This window comes from Pseudomonas flavocrustae, from assembly GCF_029872515.1.
Lineage (GTDB): Bacteria > Pseudomonadota > Gammaproteobacteria > Pseudomonadales > Pseudomonadaceae > Chryseomonas > Chryseomonas aestiva.
In genome coordinates, this window is record NZ_JAPDIQ010000002.1 from 39799 (window position 1) to 56460 (window position 16662).

The window sequence follows — 16662 nt, forward strand, 5'->3', positions numbered from 1 at the left end:
TGGATCAGCTCAGGGTTTCGGCTGGGTCGAGGGTGCCTTGAGGGCGCTCAGCCCTTGCAGGAGCGCCTGGTGAAAGCGTTCCGGTGCCTGCATCTGCGGCGCATGGCCCAGGTCCGGGAATTCCACCAGGGTCGCCTGGGGAATGCGCTGCGCCGCCGCCTTGCCCAGTTCGGGATAGTGGCCCAGCTGCGCCTTGAGGGCGGCCGGCGCCGCATCCTTGCCGATGGCGGTGGTATCGCGCTGGCCGATCAGCAGCAGGGTCGGCATGCGCAGCCGCTCGAATTCGTAGACCACCGGCTGGCTGTAGATCATGTCGTAGATCAGGGCGGAGTTCCACGCCACCCGCTCCTTGCCCGGTCCCTCGTTGAGGCCCGCGAGCATGTCCACCCAGCGATCGTAGGCGGGAGACCATTGGCCGGCGTAATAGGTGCTGCGCTCGTAGTCGCGGATGGCGGCGGCCGAGGTCTTGAGCTCCCGGGCATACCACTGGTCGACGCTGCGATAGGGCACGCCCAGCGCCTTCCAGTCTTCCAGGCCGATGGGATTGACCAATACCAGCTGCTCGGTGGCCTCGGGATAGAGGAGGGCGTAGCGGGTCGCGAGCATGCCGCCGGTCGAATGACCGATGAGGGTCGCCCGGGCGACGCCCAAGTGGTCGAGCAGGGCGCGGGTGTTGGCGGCCAGTTGCTGGAAGCTGTATTGATAGTGCGCCGGTTTGCTCGACTTGCAGAAGCCGATCTGGTCCGGCGCCACGATCCGATAGCCGGCAGCGCTCAGCACCTGGATGCTTTGCGCCCAGGTACCGGCGCAGAAGTTCTTGCCGTGCAGCAGGACCAGGGTCCGCCCGTTCGGTTTTCCGCTCGGCGCGACGTCGAGATAGGCCATTTCCAGAGGCTGTCGCTGGGAGTCGAAGCTGAAGGTCCTGACCGGGTAGTCGTAGGCGAAGCCTTCGAGACGTTCGCCATAGACGGGCGCCGCCTGGCTGAGCGGACTCAGCAGCAGGGCGGCCAGGGGGAGGGCGAGGCGCAGGGACATGGGCAGGATCCTGGGGCTAAACCAGTTCCGACCGGACGCCGGTGGAGAAGATTCCGGATCGCGCCTCGAACCCTGTCGGCCTTGCTGCGGGTGTCCGGGCTGCGGGCCGTTTCGCTTCGCCTCCCGCCCCGGGTCTGATAGTCTGGATGACCTTTGTTTCCAATTCGGCGCACCGCTTTCCCTGCGCTTCTTCCCGATCACACGAGGTTCCCGGTTTGGCGCTCGAGTCACCTTCCAAGACGCAGCCCGACGCTCTGGCCGATTGTGCCAATGAGCCGATCCACATTCCCGGCAGTATCCAGGAACATGGCTTCCTGTTCGCCGTGGAAGAGCCGGATCTGCGCATTGTCCAGGCCAGCGCCAACGTGCGCGAGTACCTTGGCGTCGCCGTGGAGGATGTACTGGGTCGCACGCTTGGCGAATTGCTGCCGGGGTGCGATCTGCCGGCCATGCTCGGGGCCCTGACCCAGGAAGAGCAGAATCCCATCTATCAGGGCGACGTCACCCTGGGGCCGCAGCGGCAGACCTTCGCGCTGTTCATGCATCGCTTCGGTGGGGTGCTGATCGTCGAATTCGAGGCGCCGGTGGACAGCCGGCTCGGCCTCAATACCCTCTATCCCATGGTGCGGGTGTTCATCGAACAACTGCACCAGGCCGAAACCGTGGATGCCATCGCCACGCTCGCGGTGCGCGAAGCCAAGCGCATCTCCGGCTTCGACCACACCATGATCTATCGCTTCGACGAAGAAGGTCACGGACAGGTGCTGGCCGAGGAGTGCGATCCCGGCGTACCCAGCTATCTGGGGCTGAGATTTCCCGCCTCGGACATCCCGGCCCAGGCCCGCCGCCTGTACCTGGCCAACCGCATCCGGGTGATCGGCAACGCCTACTACCAGCCGTCGCCGCTGCAGCCGCAGACCAATCCGCTGACCGGCCAGCCGCTCGACCTCAGCTTCGCGCAACTGCGCAGCGTGTCGCCGGTGCACCTGCAGTACATGAGAAACATGGGCACCCTGGCCTCCATGTCGGTTTCCATCGTGGTCGGCGGCCGTCTCTGGGGTCTGGTGCTCTGCCACGATCGCCAGCCGCAGCGGGTATCCTTCCAGACGCGGACCGCCTGCGAGCTGTTCGGTCGGGTGCTGTCGCTGCAGATCGATGCCGCCGAGACCCACGCGGAATCCGATCGTCGGCTGGCGCTGCGTCAAGCCATGGTGCAGATGCTCTCGACCATGGCCGACCGCGACAGCGTCTGCCAGGGACTGCTGGAGCTGCCCCAGGTCTATCTGGATTTCGCCCGGGCACAGGGCGCCGCCATCATTTCCTCCGATGGCACCGAGCTGATCGGCCAGGCGCCGCCGCGCGACGTGGTGGATAGCCTGGTCGAGTGGTTGTCGGTCAACGTCAAGGATCACTACGTCACCGACAACCTGGCCAAGGACATCGCCGCGCTGCCACAGCTGGCCCAGTATGCGGCCGGGGTGCTTGCCGTACCCATTTCCGAATTGCATTCCCACTATCTGATCTGGTTTCGCAGCGAGCTGGTGCAGGTGGTCAACTGGGCCGGGCGGCCAGCCAAGCAGGAAGGCAGCGACGGACGCCTGTCGCCCCGACAGAGTTTCGTGCTCTGGCAGGAGACGGTCCGCGGCCTGTCGCTACCCTGGTCGCCGCTCGAGCTGGAAAGCGCCATCGAATTGCGCAATGCGGTGCGCGGGATCGTCCTGCGCAAGGCCGAGGAGATGGCCGAGCTGGCCGAGGAGCTGCAACGCAGCAACAAGGAACTGGCGGCCTTCTCCTACAGCGTGTCCCACGACCTGCGTGCGCCGCTGCGCCACATCGCCGGCTACGCCGAGCTGCTGGGCGACATCGAAGGCGGCAAGCTGTCGGACCGGGGGCGGCGCTTCCTGGAAAACATCGGGTCGTCGGCGCGCTTCGCCGGCAGCCTGGTCGACAACTTGCTGAGCTTTTCGCAGATGGGGCGGGCGGCGATCCGCTATTCCGACGTCAATCTGACCGCCCTGGTGGAAGCCATTCGCGAAGAGATGGCCCCGGACTATGCCGAGCGGCAGGTGGAGTGGCACATCGGCCCCCTGCCTGTCGTCATCGCCGATGCCGCCTTCGTCCATCTCGCCTTGCGCAACCTGCTGGCCAATGCCATCAAATACAGTCGCTACGAAGAACCGGCGGTGATCGAGATCGGCACCTTGCCGAGCGATTCCGAGGACATCATCTTTGTTCGGGACAACGGTGTCGGTTTCAACATGGACTATGTCGGCAAGCTGTTCGGCGTCTTCCAACGCCTGCACCATGCCGATGAATTCGAAGGGGTCGGCATCGGTCTGGCCAGTGTCAGACGCATCATCGAGCGTCATGACGGTCGGGTCTGGGCCGAGGGTGCCATCGGCGAGGGCGCTACCTTCTTTTTCGCCCTTCCCAAACAACGTCCGTCCCCGGTACACAAAAGGTAGTTCTGTTCATGCTCAAACCCATTGTGCTGGTCGAAGACAATCCGCACGATCTGGAGCTCACCTTGGTGGCTCTGGAGCGCAGCCAGCTGGCCAACGATGTCGTGGTCCTGCGTGACGGTGCCGAAGCGGTCAATTATCTGCTCAGGCGCGAACCCCATGCCGATCGCGAGCCGGGCAATCCCGCCGTGATGCTGTTGGATCTCAAACTGCCCAAGGTCGATGGCCTGGAAGTGCTCGAACTGATTCGTCGGACGCCTGAGCTGTGCAGTATTCCCGTGGTCATGCTGACTTCATCACGGGAAGAGCCGGATCTGGAGAAGGCCTACGAGCTGGGCGTGAACGCCTACGTGGTCAAGCCGGTCGAGTTTCGTGATTTCGTCGCCGCGATCAGCGACCTCGGCGTATTCTGGGCCGTGCTCAATGAGCCGCCGCCAGGATCGCGTCGTGTCACCAGGCGCATTGGCCGCTAGCGAGTGAAGATCAGTGCATCCGCATCCAGTCATCCGCGACCGGCCGATATGCGCGATCCGGCTTCCCTGAGTGAACAGATTCAAGGCCGACGTCCGTTTATGCCGCTCTCGAAACAGATCAAGATCCTGCTGGTAGAGGACAGCAAGCTCGATGCCGAGCTGATCCTGATCGAGCTGGAAAGGCACGGCTTCGAGCTGCAATCCAAGATCGTCTATGAACGTACCGGTCTGACTCTGGCGCTGAGCCAGCAGACCTACGACATCATTCTCTCCGACATCATCCTGCCGGGCTTCTCCGGTGCCGAGGCCCTGCGCGTGGCGCGGGCGCTGACGCCGGAAACCCCCTTCATCTTCGTCTCGGGCATCTTCGGTGAAGTGCACGCGGTGGAGATGATGCGCCTGGGCGCCAACGACTATGTGCTCAAGCAGAGCATGGAGCTCTTGGCCAAGGCGGTCGAGCGGGCACTGCTGGTGGTGCACGAGCGCCGCGAGCGGCGCCGCGCCGAAGAGGCCCTGCACAGCCTGGAAGTCCGGTCCCGCCTGGCCATGGACGCCTCCCGGCTGGGCATGTGGGAGTATCTGCCGGCCAGCCGTACGCTGGTCTGGGACGAGCGCTGCAAGGCCATGTTCGGCCTGCCGGCCGATGCGGTGGTCGATCTTGAGGTGTTCGCCCGCCTGTGCGGCAGCGATGGCCTCGAACGCTTTCTCGATACGGTCCGCCAGGCGGGCGCCGACGAGCGCGACGACGACTACCGCAGCGAATACCGCATCCGCCTCGATGATGGCGCCCAACGCTGGGTCGAGACCCGCGGCCAGCCCTTCTTCGATGCCGGCGTCTGCACCCGCTTCCTTGGCGTGATGCTCGACATCACCCAGCAGCGCGACGCCGCGGAGAAACTCGAACGACTCAATGTCAGTCTCGGCGAGCGCGTCGAGGAGCGTACCCGCGAGCGCGATCGGACCTGGGATCTCACCCGCGATCTGCTGCTGGTGTGCAAACCCGACGGTACCCTGGTAGCGCTCAACCCGGCCTGGGAAGAAAATCTGGGCTGGTCGCGGGTGGAGCTGCTCGATTCCTCGCTGCTGGCGCTGGTGCATCCCGACGAGCGCTTCATCACCGACAACGAACTCAAGCAGCTGGCCACCGGTGCAACCAGTCAGCGTTTCGTCAATCGTATCCGCCACCGCGACGGCAGCTATCGCTGGATTTCCTGGACGGCGGTGCCGGATGCCGGCATGACCTATTGCTCCGGACGGGACATCTCCTCGGAGGTCCTGGCGATGGAAGAACTGGCCGCGGCGAATCGCCAGTTGCGTGAGCAGATCGACGAGCGCGAGCGGGTGGAAGACACCCTGCAGCAGATGCAGCGCCTGGAGGCCGTGGGTCAGCTCACCGCCGGCGTGGCCCATGACTTCAACAACCTGCTCACCGTGGTGCTCAGCAGTGCCAGCTTCCTCGAGCGGGATCTGACGCGCCTCGAAGCGAGCGACAAGACCCAGGGGCGGGTGCAGAACATCCGCGAAGCGGGCGAGCGGGGCGCCAAGCTCACCGCCCAGCTGCTGGCCTTCTCCCGCCGTCAGCGTCTGGCGCCCAAGCCGGTCAAGCTCAACGAAACCGTCGAAGGCATGCTCGAACTGCTGCGCAGCACCATGGGTGGCAGCGTCTGGATCGAGACCCACCTGCGCGCCGATTGCTGGCATGCCCTGGTCGACCCGACCCAGATCGAACTCATCATCCTCAATCTGGCGATCAATGCCCGGGATGCCATGGCGGTCGGCGGCACCCTGCGGCTGAGCACCTCCAACCAGACCATCAGCGAGCCACCCCAGCGCCCGGAAGAACCCGAGCCGGGCGAGTACGTGCTGCTGGCGGTGCAGGATTCCGGCACCGGCATGAGCGAAGAGGTGCTGGCCAAGGCCTTCGAACCCTTCTTCACCACCAAGGAGGTGGGCAAGGGCTCCGGTCTGGGCCTGGCCCAGGTGTTCGGCTTCGCCAAGCAGTCCGGTGGTGGCGTGCGCATCGAGACGCAGATGGGCAGCGGCACCACGGTGCTGGTCTATCTGCCGCGTACCGAGGCGGAAGATGCCGTGGATCCGGTCGGGTTACCGACCCCGGGGCGGGACGAACAGGCCGCCGAGCGACGCATCCTGCTGGTCGACGATGATCATGCGGTGCGCAACGTGACCGCCGCGCTGCTGGCGGATCTCGGCTATCAGGTGGTAGAGGCCAGCAACGGCTTCGCCGCCCTGAGCGCCCTGGAGCGCGATCCGCAGATCGATCTGCTGCTGGCCGATTTCGCCATGCCCGGCATGAATGGTGCCGAGCTGGCTCGCCAGGTGCGCAAGCGGTTGCCGCAGTTGCCGGTGGTCTTCATCACCGGCTACGCCGAACTGGGCGAACTCGATCCCGAACAGTCATTCATCGTGCCCAAGCCCTTTCGCGAGGCGGATCTGGCCGCACGGCTGCAGGCCGCCCTGCGTGGCGAGAAGCCCCAGCCTTCGCCGCTCTGAAAACCGCGGTCACTACGAGGTATTTGCGTGTCCACCATCCGTGAAATGTTGCGTGCCGAGGGCGGTGCCCTGCACCAGCAGGTCGATGCCACCTTTGGCCGCTATGCATTGCAGACGCGACCCCATTACACCGCCTTTCTCCAGGCCCATGCCCAGGCCCTGATCGGCCTCGAAGAGTTGCTGGAGCGCTCCGGCATCCAGCGGCTGTTGCCCGACTGGGCAGAGCGTCGCCGCCGCGGGGTGCTGGCGGAGGATCTGCAGCGTCTGGCCGCCGACAGGCCCGAACCCGTCGTCCTCGAGCGCCTGCTCGACGAAGGGGAATGCTGGGGGGTGGCCTATGTGCTGGAGGGTTCCCGATTGGGCTCGCGACTGCTGGATCGTCATGCCGGCGAGAGTCCGGATGAAGCGGTGCGCGACGCCCGGGCCTATCTGGGACATGTGCCGCCCACCGGTGCCTGGCCGGGATTCCTGCAGCGACTGGACGAGGCGGGCAGCGACGCGCAGTTGCATCCGGCGATGCTGGCCGGTCAGCGCCTGGCCTTCGAGGTGTTCCTGGCGGCGGGGCAGCGTCACGCGCCTGCGGTCGCTGCCGGCTGAGACGCTTGCCTAGAACGCCTGCAGATAGCCGATCACCTCGGCGGCACCCAGGCGTTCGAGAATCTCGGCGAGGACGCGGGTGGTCGCCACTTCATTGGGTAGCAACAACCACTCCAGATCCTGGTCAGGTGCGGGCAGCGGCAGGCGGGCATAGTCGAGCTTCAACCCCAGCAGCACCTGGACGAAGTCCGGGTGATTCCAGACCGCATTGGGCAGGGCATAGACCGCGAAGGCCTCCTGCAGGCGGTTGATGGCCGCCTGATCCAGGCTCAGGCACTGGATCTGCGCCGGCACTTCCACGGCGATACCGCGGATGCGGGCGTAGGCGATGATGCTGGCAAGAGCGAGGGTGGTGGCCGCCTCGTTTTCCAGGAACAGCCGCGTACCTCGCCAACTGGCCTGGCGCAGGCGCAAGGGCTGCTCCGCAGAGAGATTCGGCAGGGTGCGATAGAGCGCCGCCTGGAAATCCCGATAGCCGATGATCCGGACCTGCTCGCGAGCCGCAGGCAGGGCGGCCAGTTCTTCCAGTTGCACCGCGGAGTCAGAGGCGCTGTCGCCCAGCCGCTGGCAGAGGCCTTCGATGGCGCGCAGGTCCAGGGCGGCGACCTGCTGGGTATCGGCGATCACCAGCTGGCTGAGCAGGGCATGGGCGCGACTCTTGATTTCCTGGGTCGGACCGGACAGGGCGGCGCGTGGCAGGCCAAGGAGCAGATGCAGGGGGTGGCCTTCATCCCACCAAAGACTGGCGCTGGGCGCGGGCAGGGGGAGAAAGGCATCGGCCAGGCGTTCCAGGCAACGCTGAATGCGGCGACTGGCCAGCGAGGGATGCAGATGCAAGGCCAGTGAAGACCAGGGGCTGCCCAGGAGGTTGGCACTGTTGCTCATGAGGTCTCCGGGGCGGATAGGAACTGCACGACCGATTCTAGCGTGGGACAGACAGCGTTATCGTCAAATGATTCCTGAAAGGTAGGATCTTTTGTGCGAGTGACCGTTCGAGTCCGGGGCGAGCGACGTATGGCGGGTGGCAAGCCTGTATAATGCGCGCTTTCCGAATTGCCTGTGAGTCCGCCATGTACGACGCGCTCCGTCCTCTGCTTTTCAAAATGTCTCCCGAAGGATCGCATGATCTGGCGTTGGACCTGATCGGCGCCGCGGGTCGGCTGGGCCTGACGGGCCTCGGTCGGCGGCCGGGCCGGCTGCCGGTGCAGGTCATGGGTCTGGAGTTTCCCAATCCGGTGGGTCTGGCCGCCGGACTCGACAAGAACGGCGCCGCCATCGACGGCTTTGCCGGTCTGGGCTTCGGCTTCATCGAGATCGGTACCGTGACGCCACGGCCGCAGCCGGGCAATCCCAAGCCGCGGCTGTTCCGCCTTGAGCAGGCCGACGCCATCATCAACCGCATGGGTTTCAATAATGCGGGCGTGGATGTCCTGATCGAGCGGGTCAAGGCTGCCCGCTTCCAGGGCGTACTGGGGATCAACATCGGCAAGAACGCCAGTACCCCGGTGGAACGGGCGGTGGACGACTACCTGATCGGTCTGGAGCGGGTCTATGCCCACGCCAGCTACATCACGGTGAACGTGAGCTCGCCCAACACGCCCGGCCTGCGCAGCCTGCAATTCGGCGATGCGCTCAAGAGCCTGCTGGAAGCCCTGCGCCAGCGTCAGGAAGACCTGGCGGTCCGGCACGGCCGGCGGGTGCCCATCGCCATCAAGATCGCCCCGGACCTGACCGATGCAGAGATCGTGCTGACCGCCCAGGCGATTCGCGAGGCCGGGATGGACGCCATCATCGCCACCAACACCACGTTGGGCCGGGAAGGGGTGGAGAATCTGCCCTATGCCGCCGAGGCCGGTGGCTTGTCAGGTGCTCCGGTGCGGGAGAAGAGTACCCATGTGGTACGGGTGCTGGCCGCTGAGCTGGGTGGTCGACTGCCGATCATCGCGGCGGGTGGGATCCTGTCCGGGGAAGATGCGGCAGAAAAGATCGCGGCGGGCGCCAGTCTGGTGCAGCTCTACAGCGGCTTCATCTATCGCGGACCGGCGTTGATCCGGGAAGCCGTGGATGCGATCGCCGCGGCGCGCCCTTGAGGGGAGGGGGCTCGCTGGGAGCCCCCGTGGGACCGGGTCCCTGATCCCGGGAGAGGATCTGACTGGAAAGAAGCCAGAACGCTGTGGAAGCCCGGGGCTTCCGCTAGTGAAATCGAATTAGCCTGCGGCTTGAAGTTGATTCATGCGTTGAAGACCGGCGGTGCCTACGTAGCCGTCCCATTGGTCGCTACGGCCCTCACGCCAGCCATTGAGCCAGGCCTGCCGGACGGCGTCCTGGGTGAAGGGGCAGAGGTCCCGCGATTTGCCCACAATGCCGTGCTGATAACCACGCTGGAAAGCTCGTTCCATTGGATCACGCTTGAGTCTTCTCATAGGGTAGTGCCCTCGTAGGTTGACTTGCAGATTGTCCATGGCCCGTTGCAGGCCTGGATGCCAGAGCCGGCGTCCTGACATCCGCCCCGCACCTTCGCGCTGCGGGTGGTCAATTACTAACCAAAGGGGCTCCGGCTGGGAACGACCTTTTCGCTATAAGCCGTAATCAAATCGAAATGAAATGGCGATAAACCGCCGCTGGAATGCCGTCACTGCGGCTTGTTGAGACGCAGTCAAACCTTCTCGCGAGGAGCTGTCCTTGGCGGTCAATCCGACCAAAGGCAGAAAGCTCCTCGCGCTAACCTATGGATTCAACGATGTCCGCGATGCAACAACTCATCCTCACCTGTCCCAAGGGGCTCGAGACCCTGCTGCTGGAAGAGGCCCAGGGCCTCGGCCTGCAGGAAGCCCGCAGCCAGACCGCGGCGGTGCGCGGCGAGGCGAGTCTCGCGGACGCCTACCGCCTGTGCCTCTGGTCGCGCCTGGCCAACCGGGTGCTGCTGGTGCTCGCCCGTTTCCCGGTGGAAGATCCCCAGGGCCTGTACCTGGGCGTGCACGGTGTGGAATGGGAAGAACACCTGGCCCCCGACGGTACCCTGGCGGTGGGCTTCAGTGGCCAGGGCGCCGGCATCGACAACACCCATTTCGGTGCCCTCAAGGTCAAGGACGCCATCGTCGATCGCCTGCGCGAGCGCACCGGGCAGCGGCCCACGGTGGACAAGATCGCTCCGGATCTGCGCGTCCACCTGCACCTGGAGCGCGGCCAGGCCATCCTCTCGCTGGATCTTTCCGGTCAGAGTCTGCACCAGCGTGGTTATCGCCTGCAGCAGGGCGCCGCGCCGCTCAAGGAAAACCTCGCGGCCGCGGTGCTGATCCGCGCCGGCTGGCCGGCCCTGGCCGCGGCCGGCGGCGCGCTGGCCGACCCCATGTGCGGGGTAGGTACCTTCCTGGTCGAGGCCGGCCTGATGGCGGCGGACATCGCCCCCAACCTGCGCCGCGAGCGCTGGGGCTTCTCCGCCTGGCTGGGCCACGTGCCCGCGCTCTGGCAGCAGCTGCATCAGGAGGCTGAAGCCCGCGCCGCTGCGGGTCTGGCCAAGGCGCCGACCTGGATCCGTGGCTACGAAGCCGATCCGCGACTGATCCAGCCGGCGCGCAACAACATCGAGCGGGCCGGGCTGTCCGAGTGGATCAAGGTCTACCAGGGCGAGGTCGCCAGCTTCGAGCCGCGGCCGGACAAGGGCCAGACCGGCCTGGTGATCTGCAACCCGCCCTATGGCGAGCGCCTGGGCGATGAAGCCAGCCTGCTGTACCTCTATCAGAATCTCGGCGAGCGGCTGCGTCAGGCCTGCCTTGGCTGGCGCGCGGGGGTCTTCACCGGCGCGCCCGAGCTGGGCAAGCGCATGGGCATACGCAGCCACAAGCAATACGCCTTCTGGAACGGCGCCTTGCCCTGCAAGCTGCTGATGTTCGAGGTCGAGACCCGTCAGTTCGTCACTGGCAGCCGCAACGGCGAGCGTTCGACCACCGACCAGGCGGCCGAGCCGGCCAAGCTCAGCGAAGGCGGACAGATGTTCGCCAATCGCCTGCAAAAGAATCTCAAGCAGCTCGGCAAGTGGGCGCGTAATCAGGGCGTGCAGTGCTATCGCCTCTATGACGCCGACATGCCCGAGTATGCGGTGGCGGTGGATCTCTATGGCGATCGGGTGCACGTGCAGGAATACGCGCCGCCACGCTCCATCGATCCGGACAAGGCCCAGGCCCGTCTGCTCGATGCCCTGGCGGCCATTCCCCAGGCGCTGGACATCGATCCGTCAATGGTGGTGGTCAAGCGGCGCGAGCGACAGAGTGGTACCAAGCAGTACGAACGCCAGGCCGCCCAGGGTGAGTTCCTGCAGGTGGAAGAAGCGGGTGCCAAGCTGCTGGTCAATCTCACCGATTACCTGGATACCGGTCTGTTCCTCGATCACCGTCCGCTGCGCCTGCGGCTGCGCCAGGAAGCCCAGGGCAAGAGATTCCTCAACCTGTTCTGCTACACCGGTGCCGCCACGGTGCAGGCCGCAGTAGGCGGGGCGCGCAGCACCACCAGCGTCGACCTGTCGCGAACCTACCTGGACTGGGCCCGGCGCAACCTGGCCCTCAACGGCTTCTCCGAGCGGCATCGCCTGGAGCAGGGTGATGTGCTGCACTGGCTGGAAAACGATCGTGGCGAATATGATCTGATCTTCGTCGATCCGCCGACCTTCTCCAACTCCAAGCGTCTGGAAGGGGTGTTCGACGTCCAGCGCGATCACGTCGCCCTGATCGACTCGGCCATGGCCCACCTGAGTCGCAATGGCGTGCTGTACTTCTCCAACAACTTCCGCAAGTTCGAGTTGGACGCAGGCCTCGCCGAGCGTTATCGCGTCGAAGAGATCAGCGCCAGCACCCTGGATCCGGACTTCGCGCGCAATCCCAAGATCCATCGCGCCTGGCGGTTCAGCCTGCAATGAGGTCCGCCGCCTGAACTGCCGCTGAACGGGTCGGGCATCGAGCCGTTCAGCCTGTGATCCGGCGCAATCCAGCCTTTTCCCGGGAACACCCGACCCCGCCATGCCGTCCACAATGACGGCGCGGCGCTGGGTCGTGCCTGGCGGGACGAGGAGGGAAAGGTTCTACAATGCTGGTTTCACTGCAGGCTCTCAGGGCCCTGGCCGCCTGGCTGGTGGTCTTTCATCACTTCATGCAGGTGTTCTTCGACTTCCACGCCGACAGCCTCGGCGGTCATCTGCTCTCCACCCGGGGACAGGTCGGGGTCGATATCTTCTTCGTGCTCAGTGGCTTCGTGATCTACCTGTCCACCGCCGGCCGATCGCTCAGGCGCAGCACCTTCCTCTGGCACCGCATCGCCCGTATCGTCCCGGCCTATTGGCTGTACACCGCGGTGACGGCGCTGATCCTCTATCTGGCCAGCGACGTGATGCCCATCTATGGCGTCGCCGCCCGTGAATTGCTGCTCTCGCTGTTCTTCATTCCCAGCGAGAACCCCGCGGGCTTCGGCCATTATCCGATCCTGCCGGTGGGCTGGACGCTCAACTTCGAGATGCTGTTCTACCTGCTGTTCGCCCTGTCCTTTGGCGTGGCCGAGCGCTGGCGCATCGGCGTGGTCAGCCTGCTGGTGATCCTGGTCAGCCTGGTGCTGGCTCGCGAGTCCTTTGTCAGCAGCTTCTATCGCAATCCGATCATCTTCGAATTCCTGCTGGGCGTGAGCCTGGCCGCGCTCTATCGCCGCGGCGCCCTGCGCGGACCCCGGCCGCTGGCGCTGGCGGCGGCCCTGGCGGCCCTGACCTGCCTGGTGGCCTTTCCGGCCGACCATCCCTGGCGCCTGCTGACCTGGGGCGTGCCCAGTGCGGTCCTGGTGGGCGCCTGCGTGATCCTCGAGCCCTGGTTCGCCGGCTCGCGCCTGTGCAAGGCGCTGGGGGACTGGTCCTATTCGGTCTATCTGGTGCACGTCATCGTGCTCTGGCTGGGCGACTACTGGCTGCACCAGCAGTGGGGTTTCAGCCCCTACCAGACCCTGGCGGTCTGTCTGCCGGTGATCCTGCTGCTGGCCTGGGGGAGTTACGAATGGATCGAGCGACGCCTCTCCCGCACCCTGCGCCAGCTGGGCGAACGCCTGGCGGGACGGCGTCCGCAGTGGGTGACCGGTCAGTAGGACGCGCGTTCGGCGGCGGTGAGTTCGGGCAGCAGGGCCCGACCTTCCGCCGAGGAGCGCTGGGCGGCTTCCAGCAGGGCCATCAGCGCGCAGGCCTGGGCCGGAGGGACGGGATTGGCGGCGCGCCCGGCGAGGGCCTCGACCAGGGCGAGGTAGTAGCGACGGTGATCGCCCGCCGGCGTCGGCAACGCCTGGCGTTCGCCATCGCCGGTGATGAGCCAGCCGGAATCCGGATCCTGGCCCCAGTCTGGACCACCGGGGCGCACGCCGGCCTTGAGCGCGTCTTCCTGGCAATCCGCTCCCTGCTTGATCCAGCTGCCCGCAGTACCCTGGGCGAGAAAGCGCGGCACACCGCCTGCGGCCAGCATCCCGGCTCTCAGGGTCACTTGACGGGTGCCGTAGTCCAGTTGCACCTGGAACCAGTCGTCGGTGAGGGCGCCGGCGCGCTGCCGCACCAGCTGCGCCTGCAGGCGCTCGGGCAGGCCGAACAGGCAGAGCGCCTGATCCAGCAGGTGGGGGCCGAGGTCGAACCAGAGGCCACTGCCGGGGAGTGCCGCTTCGCGCCAGCGCGTGCGTACCTCGGGACGAAAGCGCTCGATGCGCGATTCCAGGCTGGTCAGCTCACCCAGGGCGCCACTGGCGAGTACCGCCTGCAGCCCTAGAAAATCACTGTCCCAGCGGCGATTCTGGAACACCGACAGCAACCGGCCGGCCTGTTCGGCTTCCGCGGCCAGTTGCCTGGCTTCGGCGAGGGTAACGGTAAAGGGCTTGTCGACCACCACGTGCTTGCCGGCGGCCAGGGCGGCGCTGGCGAGGGGCGCATGGGTCTGGTTGGGTGAGGCGATCACCACCAGGTCGATGGCCGGATCCTGCACCGCGGCCAGGTAGTCCGCAGTGACGCGCACCTTGGGCAGGTCGGCCTGTACGCGCGCGGCATCCCGTGAGGCCACCAGCTCCAGGCTGAGACCGGGAATCGACCCCAGCAGGGGACCATGGAAGGTCTGACCGACGAAGCCGTAACCGATCAGGGCGACGCGAAAGGGGGAGGGCATGAGGCATCCTTGTGCCGGGGTGAAAAAGAGCGAGGCCGCTTAGGGAGCGGCCTCGGTTGAACGCGGAAACCAGAGGTTGCCCTATTTCAACTCGTGATCGTGAGCCAGTTGCTCTCTTTCGAGGAATTCGTCCTGCCGCAGGGAGTCCTTGAACTCCTCGGAGTCCTCCAGGGCCAGGGGGTCATTGAGTTCGCCGCTGGAAAGACGCTTTTTCTCCAGTTTGCCGGACAGGTGGGTAATGGCTCGCAGCAGCTTGTCCGCTGCACCTTCCACTGCCAGGTCGAGGGAATCGGCCTTGTGAGTTACCGAGAGCGGCTGGTGCCCCTTGATACGGGCCTCCATTTGGCACCGCTTGTCCTGAGCACCCGATTTGCCGGCGTTTTCGTCGTTGAGGTGCACCTCGACACGGGTCAGGAGTTCGTCGAAGCGATCCAGGCGGTCTTCCACCACGGACGCCACCCAATTCTGCAAACCGGCACTGCTTTCGATGTTGTGATCACTGTTGACTTGGACTTGCATGCGGCTTCCTCTTTTTGACGGGCCTGACCATTGGATGAGGCCGGTCAGGCCGAGGTTCAAGGCTGTTCGTCCGTTGTGCGTGTCACCCGATGTTTCCTTCTGGCAGTGTTGAGGCGCGTCGCAACTTTCGAAAAACGACGCTCAAGTCGCGGGTCGCTGGCGTTTTGCCCTTATCCACTGATAATGCGCGACCTCTCATCGTCCGTCGCAGTGGGGATTGTCAATGCCAGATGTGCTCACCCGTGGCCGCAGTTTTGCCCGGCGGCTCTGGCTACCCCGTGCGATAGGTCTGTTGCTCAGCCTCAGTTGCATCGTCTCGGTGCAGCTTACCCAGCCGGTGTCCATCGGCCTATGGCTGCTGCTGCTGGCCAATGCGCTGTGCTGGTCGCCGCTCGCCTACTGGCGCGCCGTCCGCGCGCGCGATCCCTATCGCGCCGAGCTGGGCAATCTGCTGCTGGATTGCGGCTCGGCCGGCTTCTGGGCGGCGAGCATGGGCTTCAATCTCCTGCCCAGCGTGACCCTGCTCGCCATGACCGGTATGAACATGCTCGGCGCCGGGGGCCTGGCGTTCTGGCGCCGGGGTCTGCTCGCGCAGCTGGCGGGCATCCTGGTCGGCCTGGTGGTGCTGCGCCATCCGGTCGCCCTCGAGACCTCCACCGCGCAGATCTATGCCTGCCTGCCGATGATCGTCGCCTATCCCTGGGCCCTGGGCCTGGTGAGCTTTCGCCTGGCGCGGCAGCTGTCGCGGCGCCAGCAGGAGCTGGAGCTGATCAGCAAGCAGGATGGCATGACCGGCCTGCATAACCGCACCCACTGGGATCAGCTGCTGCAGCGCGAATTCGCCCGCTGCAAGCGCAGTGGCGCCACGGCCAGCCTGGTGATGATCGACCTGGACAACTTCAAGCTGGTCAACGATCGCTTCGGTCATCAGGCCGGGGACGAGATGCTGCGGCAATTTTCCGGCCTGCTGGCCCGGACCATCCGCACCAGCGACCTGGCCGGTCGTTTTGGTGGCGATGAATTCGGTATCCTCTTGCCCGACACCTCGCCCGAACGGGCCCTGGACCTGATTCGACGGCTGCAGGAGCGGTTGCACGAGATGCAGGCGGGCGGCCCCGGCGATCGTCAGAACGTCCGCGTCGGCATGAGCTGCGGCGTCGCCGGATTCGACCGGGCCTACGATGACGTTGCCCACTGGCTGCAGGCCGCCGACTTCGCCCTCTACCGGGCCAAGGCGCAGGGCCGCGGGCGGGCTGAGGTGGCCGATCCCCAAGGAGTGCTGGCATGACCCCGGCGATAGAGTTGCTCAAGAAAGCCCAGGTGCCCCACGAGGTGCTGAGCTACCACCATGATCCCAAGGCCGCCTCCTACGGCCTGGAAGCCGTCGAAAAGCTTGGCCTGGCGCCGGAAACGGTGTTCAAGACCCTGTTGGCGGCGAGCGAGAAGCAGGAGTTGCTGGTGGCCATCGTGCCGGTCGCCGGAACCCTGGATCTCAAGGCCCTGGCCCAGGCGGCCGGCGTCAAGAAGCTGGAGATGGCCAAGCCCGACCAGGCCCAGCGCAGCACCGGTTACCTGGTCGGCGGTATCAGTCCGCTGGGGCAGAAGAAGCGACTGCGTACCTTCATCGACAAGTCCGCGGCGGAGTTGCCGGGCATCCATGTCAGCGCCGGACGCCGGGGGCTGGAAGTGGCCCTGGCACCTACGGACCTCGCCCGCTTGCTGGATGCGCCCTTCGTGCCGATCGGCAAGGCCTGAGCGCCTGTCTTTCGGGTAGGGTGGAAAACCGCGTAGTGTTTTCCACGCGCGCTCGGGCTGGTGGTGGACAAGGCTGCGCCGTTGTCCACCCTGCGACGGGTTGGTTGCCGACCTCCAGTAGGGTGAAAACCGCCTGGCGTTTTC

The 16662-nt window shown here is 65.6% G+C and carries 14 protein-coding genes; 9 read left to right on the forward strand and 5 right to left on the reverse strand.

What is annotated here, in order from left to right; translation table 11 throughout:
* Positions 1-9 precede the first annotated feature (9 nt).
* A complete protein-coding gene (locus OMP44_RS04830) occupies positions 10-1035 on the reverse strand; it encodes an alpha/beta fold hydrolase (RefSeq protein WP_187978774.1) in 1026 nt (341 codons plus the stop codon).
* A 215-nt stretch (positions 1036-1250) separates the two neighbouring features.
* Here OMP44_RS04830 and OMP44_RS04835 point away from each other — a divergent pair, with 215 nt between their 5' ends.
* The 4 genes from OMP44_RS04835 to OMP44_RS04850 all read left to right on the forward strand — a co-directional run bounded on the left by OMP44_RS04835 (position 1251) and on the right by OMP44_RS04850 (position 7078).
* On the forward strand, positions 1251-3500 hold the full coding sequence (locus tag OMP44_RS04835; protein ID WP_187978775.1) for an ATP-binding protein: 2250 nt from the start codon (positions 1251-1253) through the stop codon (positions 3498-3500).
* A gap of 8 nt (positions 3501-3508) precedes the next feature.
* A complete protein-coding gene (locus OMP44_RS04840) occupies positions 3509-3970 on the forward strand; it encodes a response regulator (RefSeq protein ID WP_133859710.1) in 462 nt (153 codons plus the stop codon).
* A gap of 99 nt (positions 3971-4069) precedes the next feature.
* Complete coding sequence (locus OMP44_RS04845; RefSeq protein WP_133859709.1) at positions 4070-6481, forward strand: response regulator; 2412 nt, start codon at positions 4070-4072, stop codon at positions 6479-6481.
* 27 nt (positions 6482-6508) lie between these two features.
* Complete coding sequence (locus OMP44_RS04850; protein ID WP_187978777.1) at positions 6509-7078, forward strand: biliverdin-producing heme oxygenase; 570 nt, start codon at positions 6509-6511, stop codon at positions 7076-7078.
* A 9-nt stretch (positions 7079-7087) separates the two neighbouring features.
* On the opposite strand, the gene OMP44_RS04855 is transcribed toward OMP44_RS04850, so the two are convergent.
* A complete protein-coding gene (locus OMP44_RS04855; protein WP_280306828.1) occupies positions 7088-7963 on the reverse strand; it encodes a DUF6685 family protein in 876 nt (291 codons plus the stop codon).
* Positions 7964-8148: 185 nt separating this feature from the next.
* Here OMP44_RS04855 and OMP44_RS04860 point away from each other — a divergent pair, with 185 nt between their 5' ends.
* Positions 8149-9168, forward strand: coding sequence for a quinone-dependent dihydroorotate dehydrogenase (locus tag OMP44_RS04860; RefSeq protein WP_133859707.1), 1020 nt, complete (start codon positions 8149-8151; stop codon positions 9166-9168).
* Positions 9169-9285: 117 nt separating this feature from the next.
* Here OMP44_RS04860 and rmf read toward each other — a convergent pair whose 3' ends face one another.
* On the reverse strand, positions 9286-9501 hold the full coding sequence (gene rmf, locus OMP44_RS04865) for a ribosome modulation factor (RefSeq protein WP_059232223.1): 216 nt from the start codon (positions 9499-9501) through the stop codon (positions 9286-9288).
* Between the two features lie 317 nt (positions 9502-9818).
* Between rmf and rlmKL the strand changes: the two genes are divergently transcribed.
* Together rlmKL and OMP44_RS04875 are read left to right on the forward strand one after the other, a co-directional pair.
* Positions 9819-11990, forward strand: a complete 2172-nt coding sequence (rlmKL, locus tag OMP44_RS04870; protein ID WP_133859706.1) for a bifunctional 23S rRNA (guanine(2069)-N(7))-methyltransferase RlmK/23S rRNA (guanine(2445)-N(2))-methyltransferase RlmL — start codon at positions 9819-9821, stop codon at positions 11988-11990.
* A 167-nt stretch (positions 11991-12157) separates the two neighbouring features.
* Positions 12158-13192 (forward strand): acyltransferase family protein, encoded by a 1035-nt coding sequence (locus tag OMP44_RS04875; RefSeq protein WP_280306832.1) that lies wholly within the window; start codon positions 12158-12160, stop codon positions 13190-13192.
* Here the strand turns inward: OMP44_RS04875 and OMP44_RS04880 are convergent.
* Together OMP44_RS04880 and OMP44_RS04885 are read right to left on the reverse strand one after the other, a co-directional pair.
* A complete protein-coding gene (locus tag OMP44_RS04880) occupies positions 13186-14244 on the reverse strand; it encodes an oxidoreductase (protein ID WP_133859704.1) in 1059 nt (352 codons plus the stop codon). The genes OMP44_RS04875 and OMP44_RS04880 overlap by 7 nt on opposite strands.
* An 81-nt stretch (positions 14245-14325) precedes the next feature.
* Complete coding sequence (locus OMP44_RS04885) at positions 14326-14763, reverse strand: HPF/RaiA family ribosome-associated protein (protein WP_133859703.1); 438 nt, start codon at positions 14761-14763, stop codon at positions 14326-14328.
* 223 nt (positions 14764-14986) lie between these two features.
* On the opposite strand from OMP44_RS04885, the gene OMP44_RS04890 reads away from it, so the two are divergent.
* Positions 14987-16051, forward strand: coding sequence for a diguanylate cyclase (locus OMP44_RS04890; RefSeq protein ID WP_187978782.1), 1065 nt, complete (start codon positions 14987-14989; stop codon positions 16049-16051).
* Positions 16048-16518 (forward strand): Cys-tRNA(Pro) deacylase, encoded by a 471-nt coding sequence (gene ybaK, locus OMP44_RS04895; protein ID WP_187978783.1) that lies wholly within the window; start codon positions 16048-16050, stop codon positions 16516-16518. Before OMP44_RS04890 ends, ybaK begins: the two co-directional genes overlap by 4 nt.
* The last annotated feature ends 144 nt before the right edge of the window (positions 16519-16662 follow it).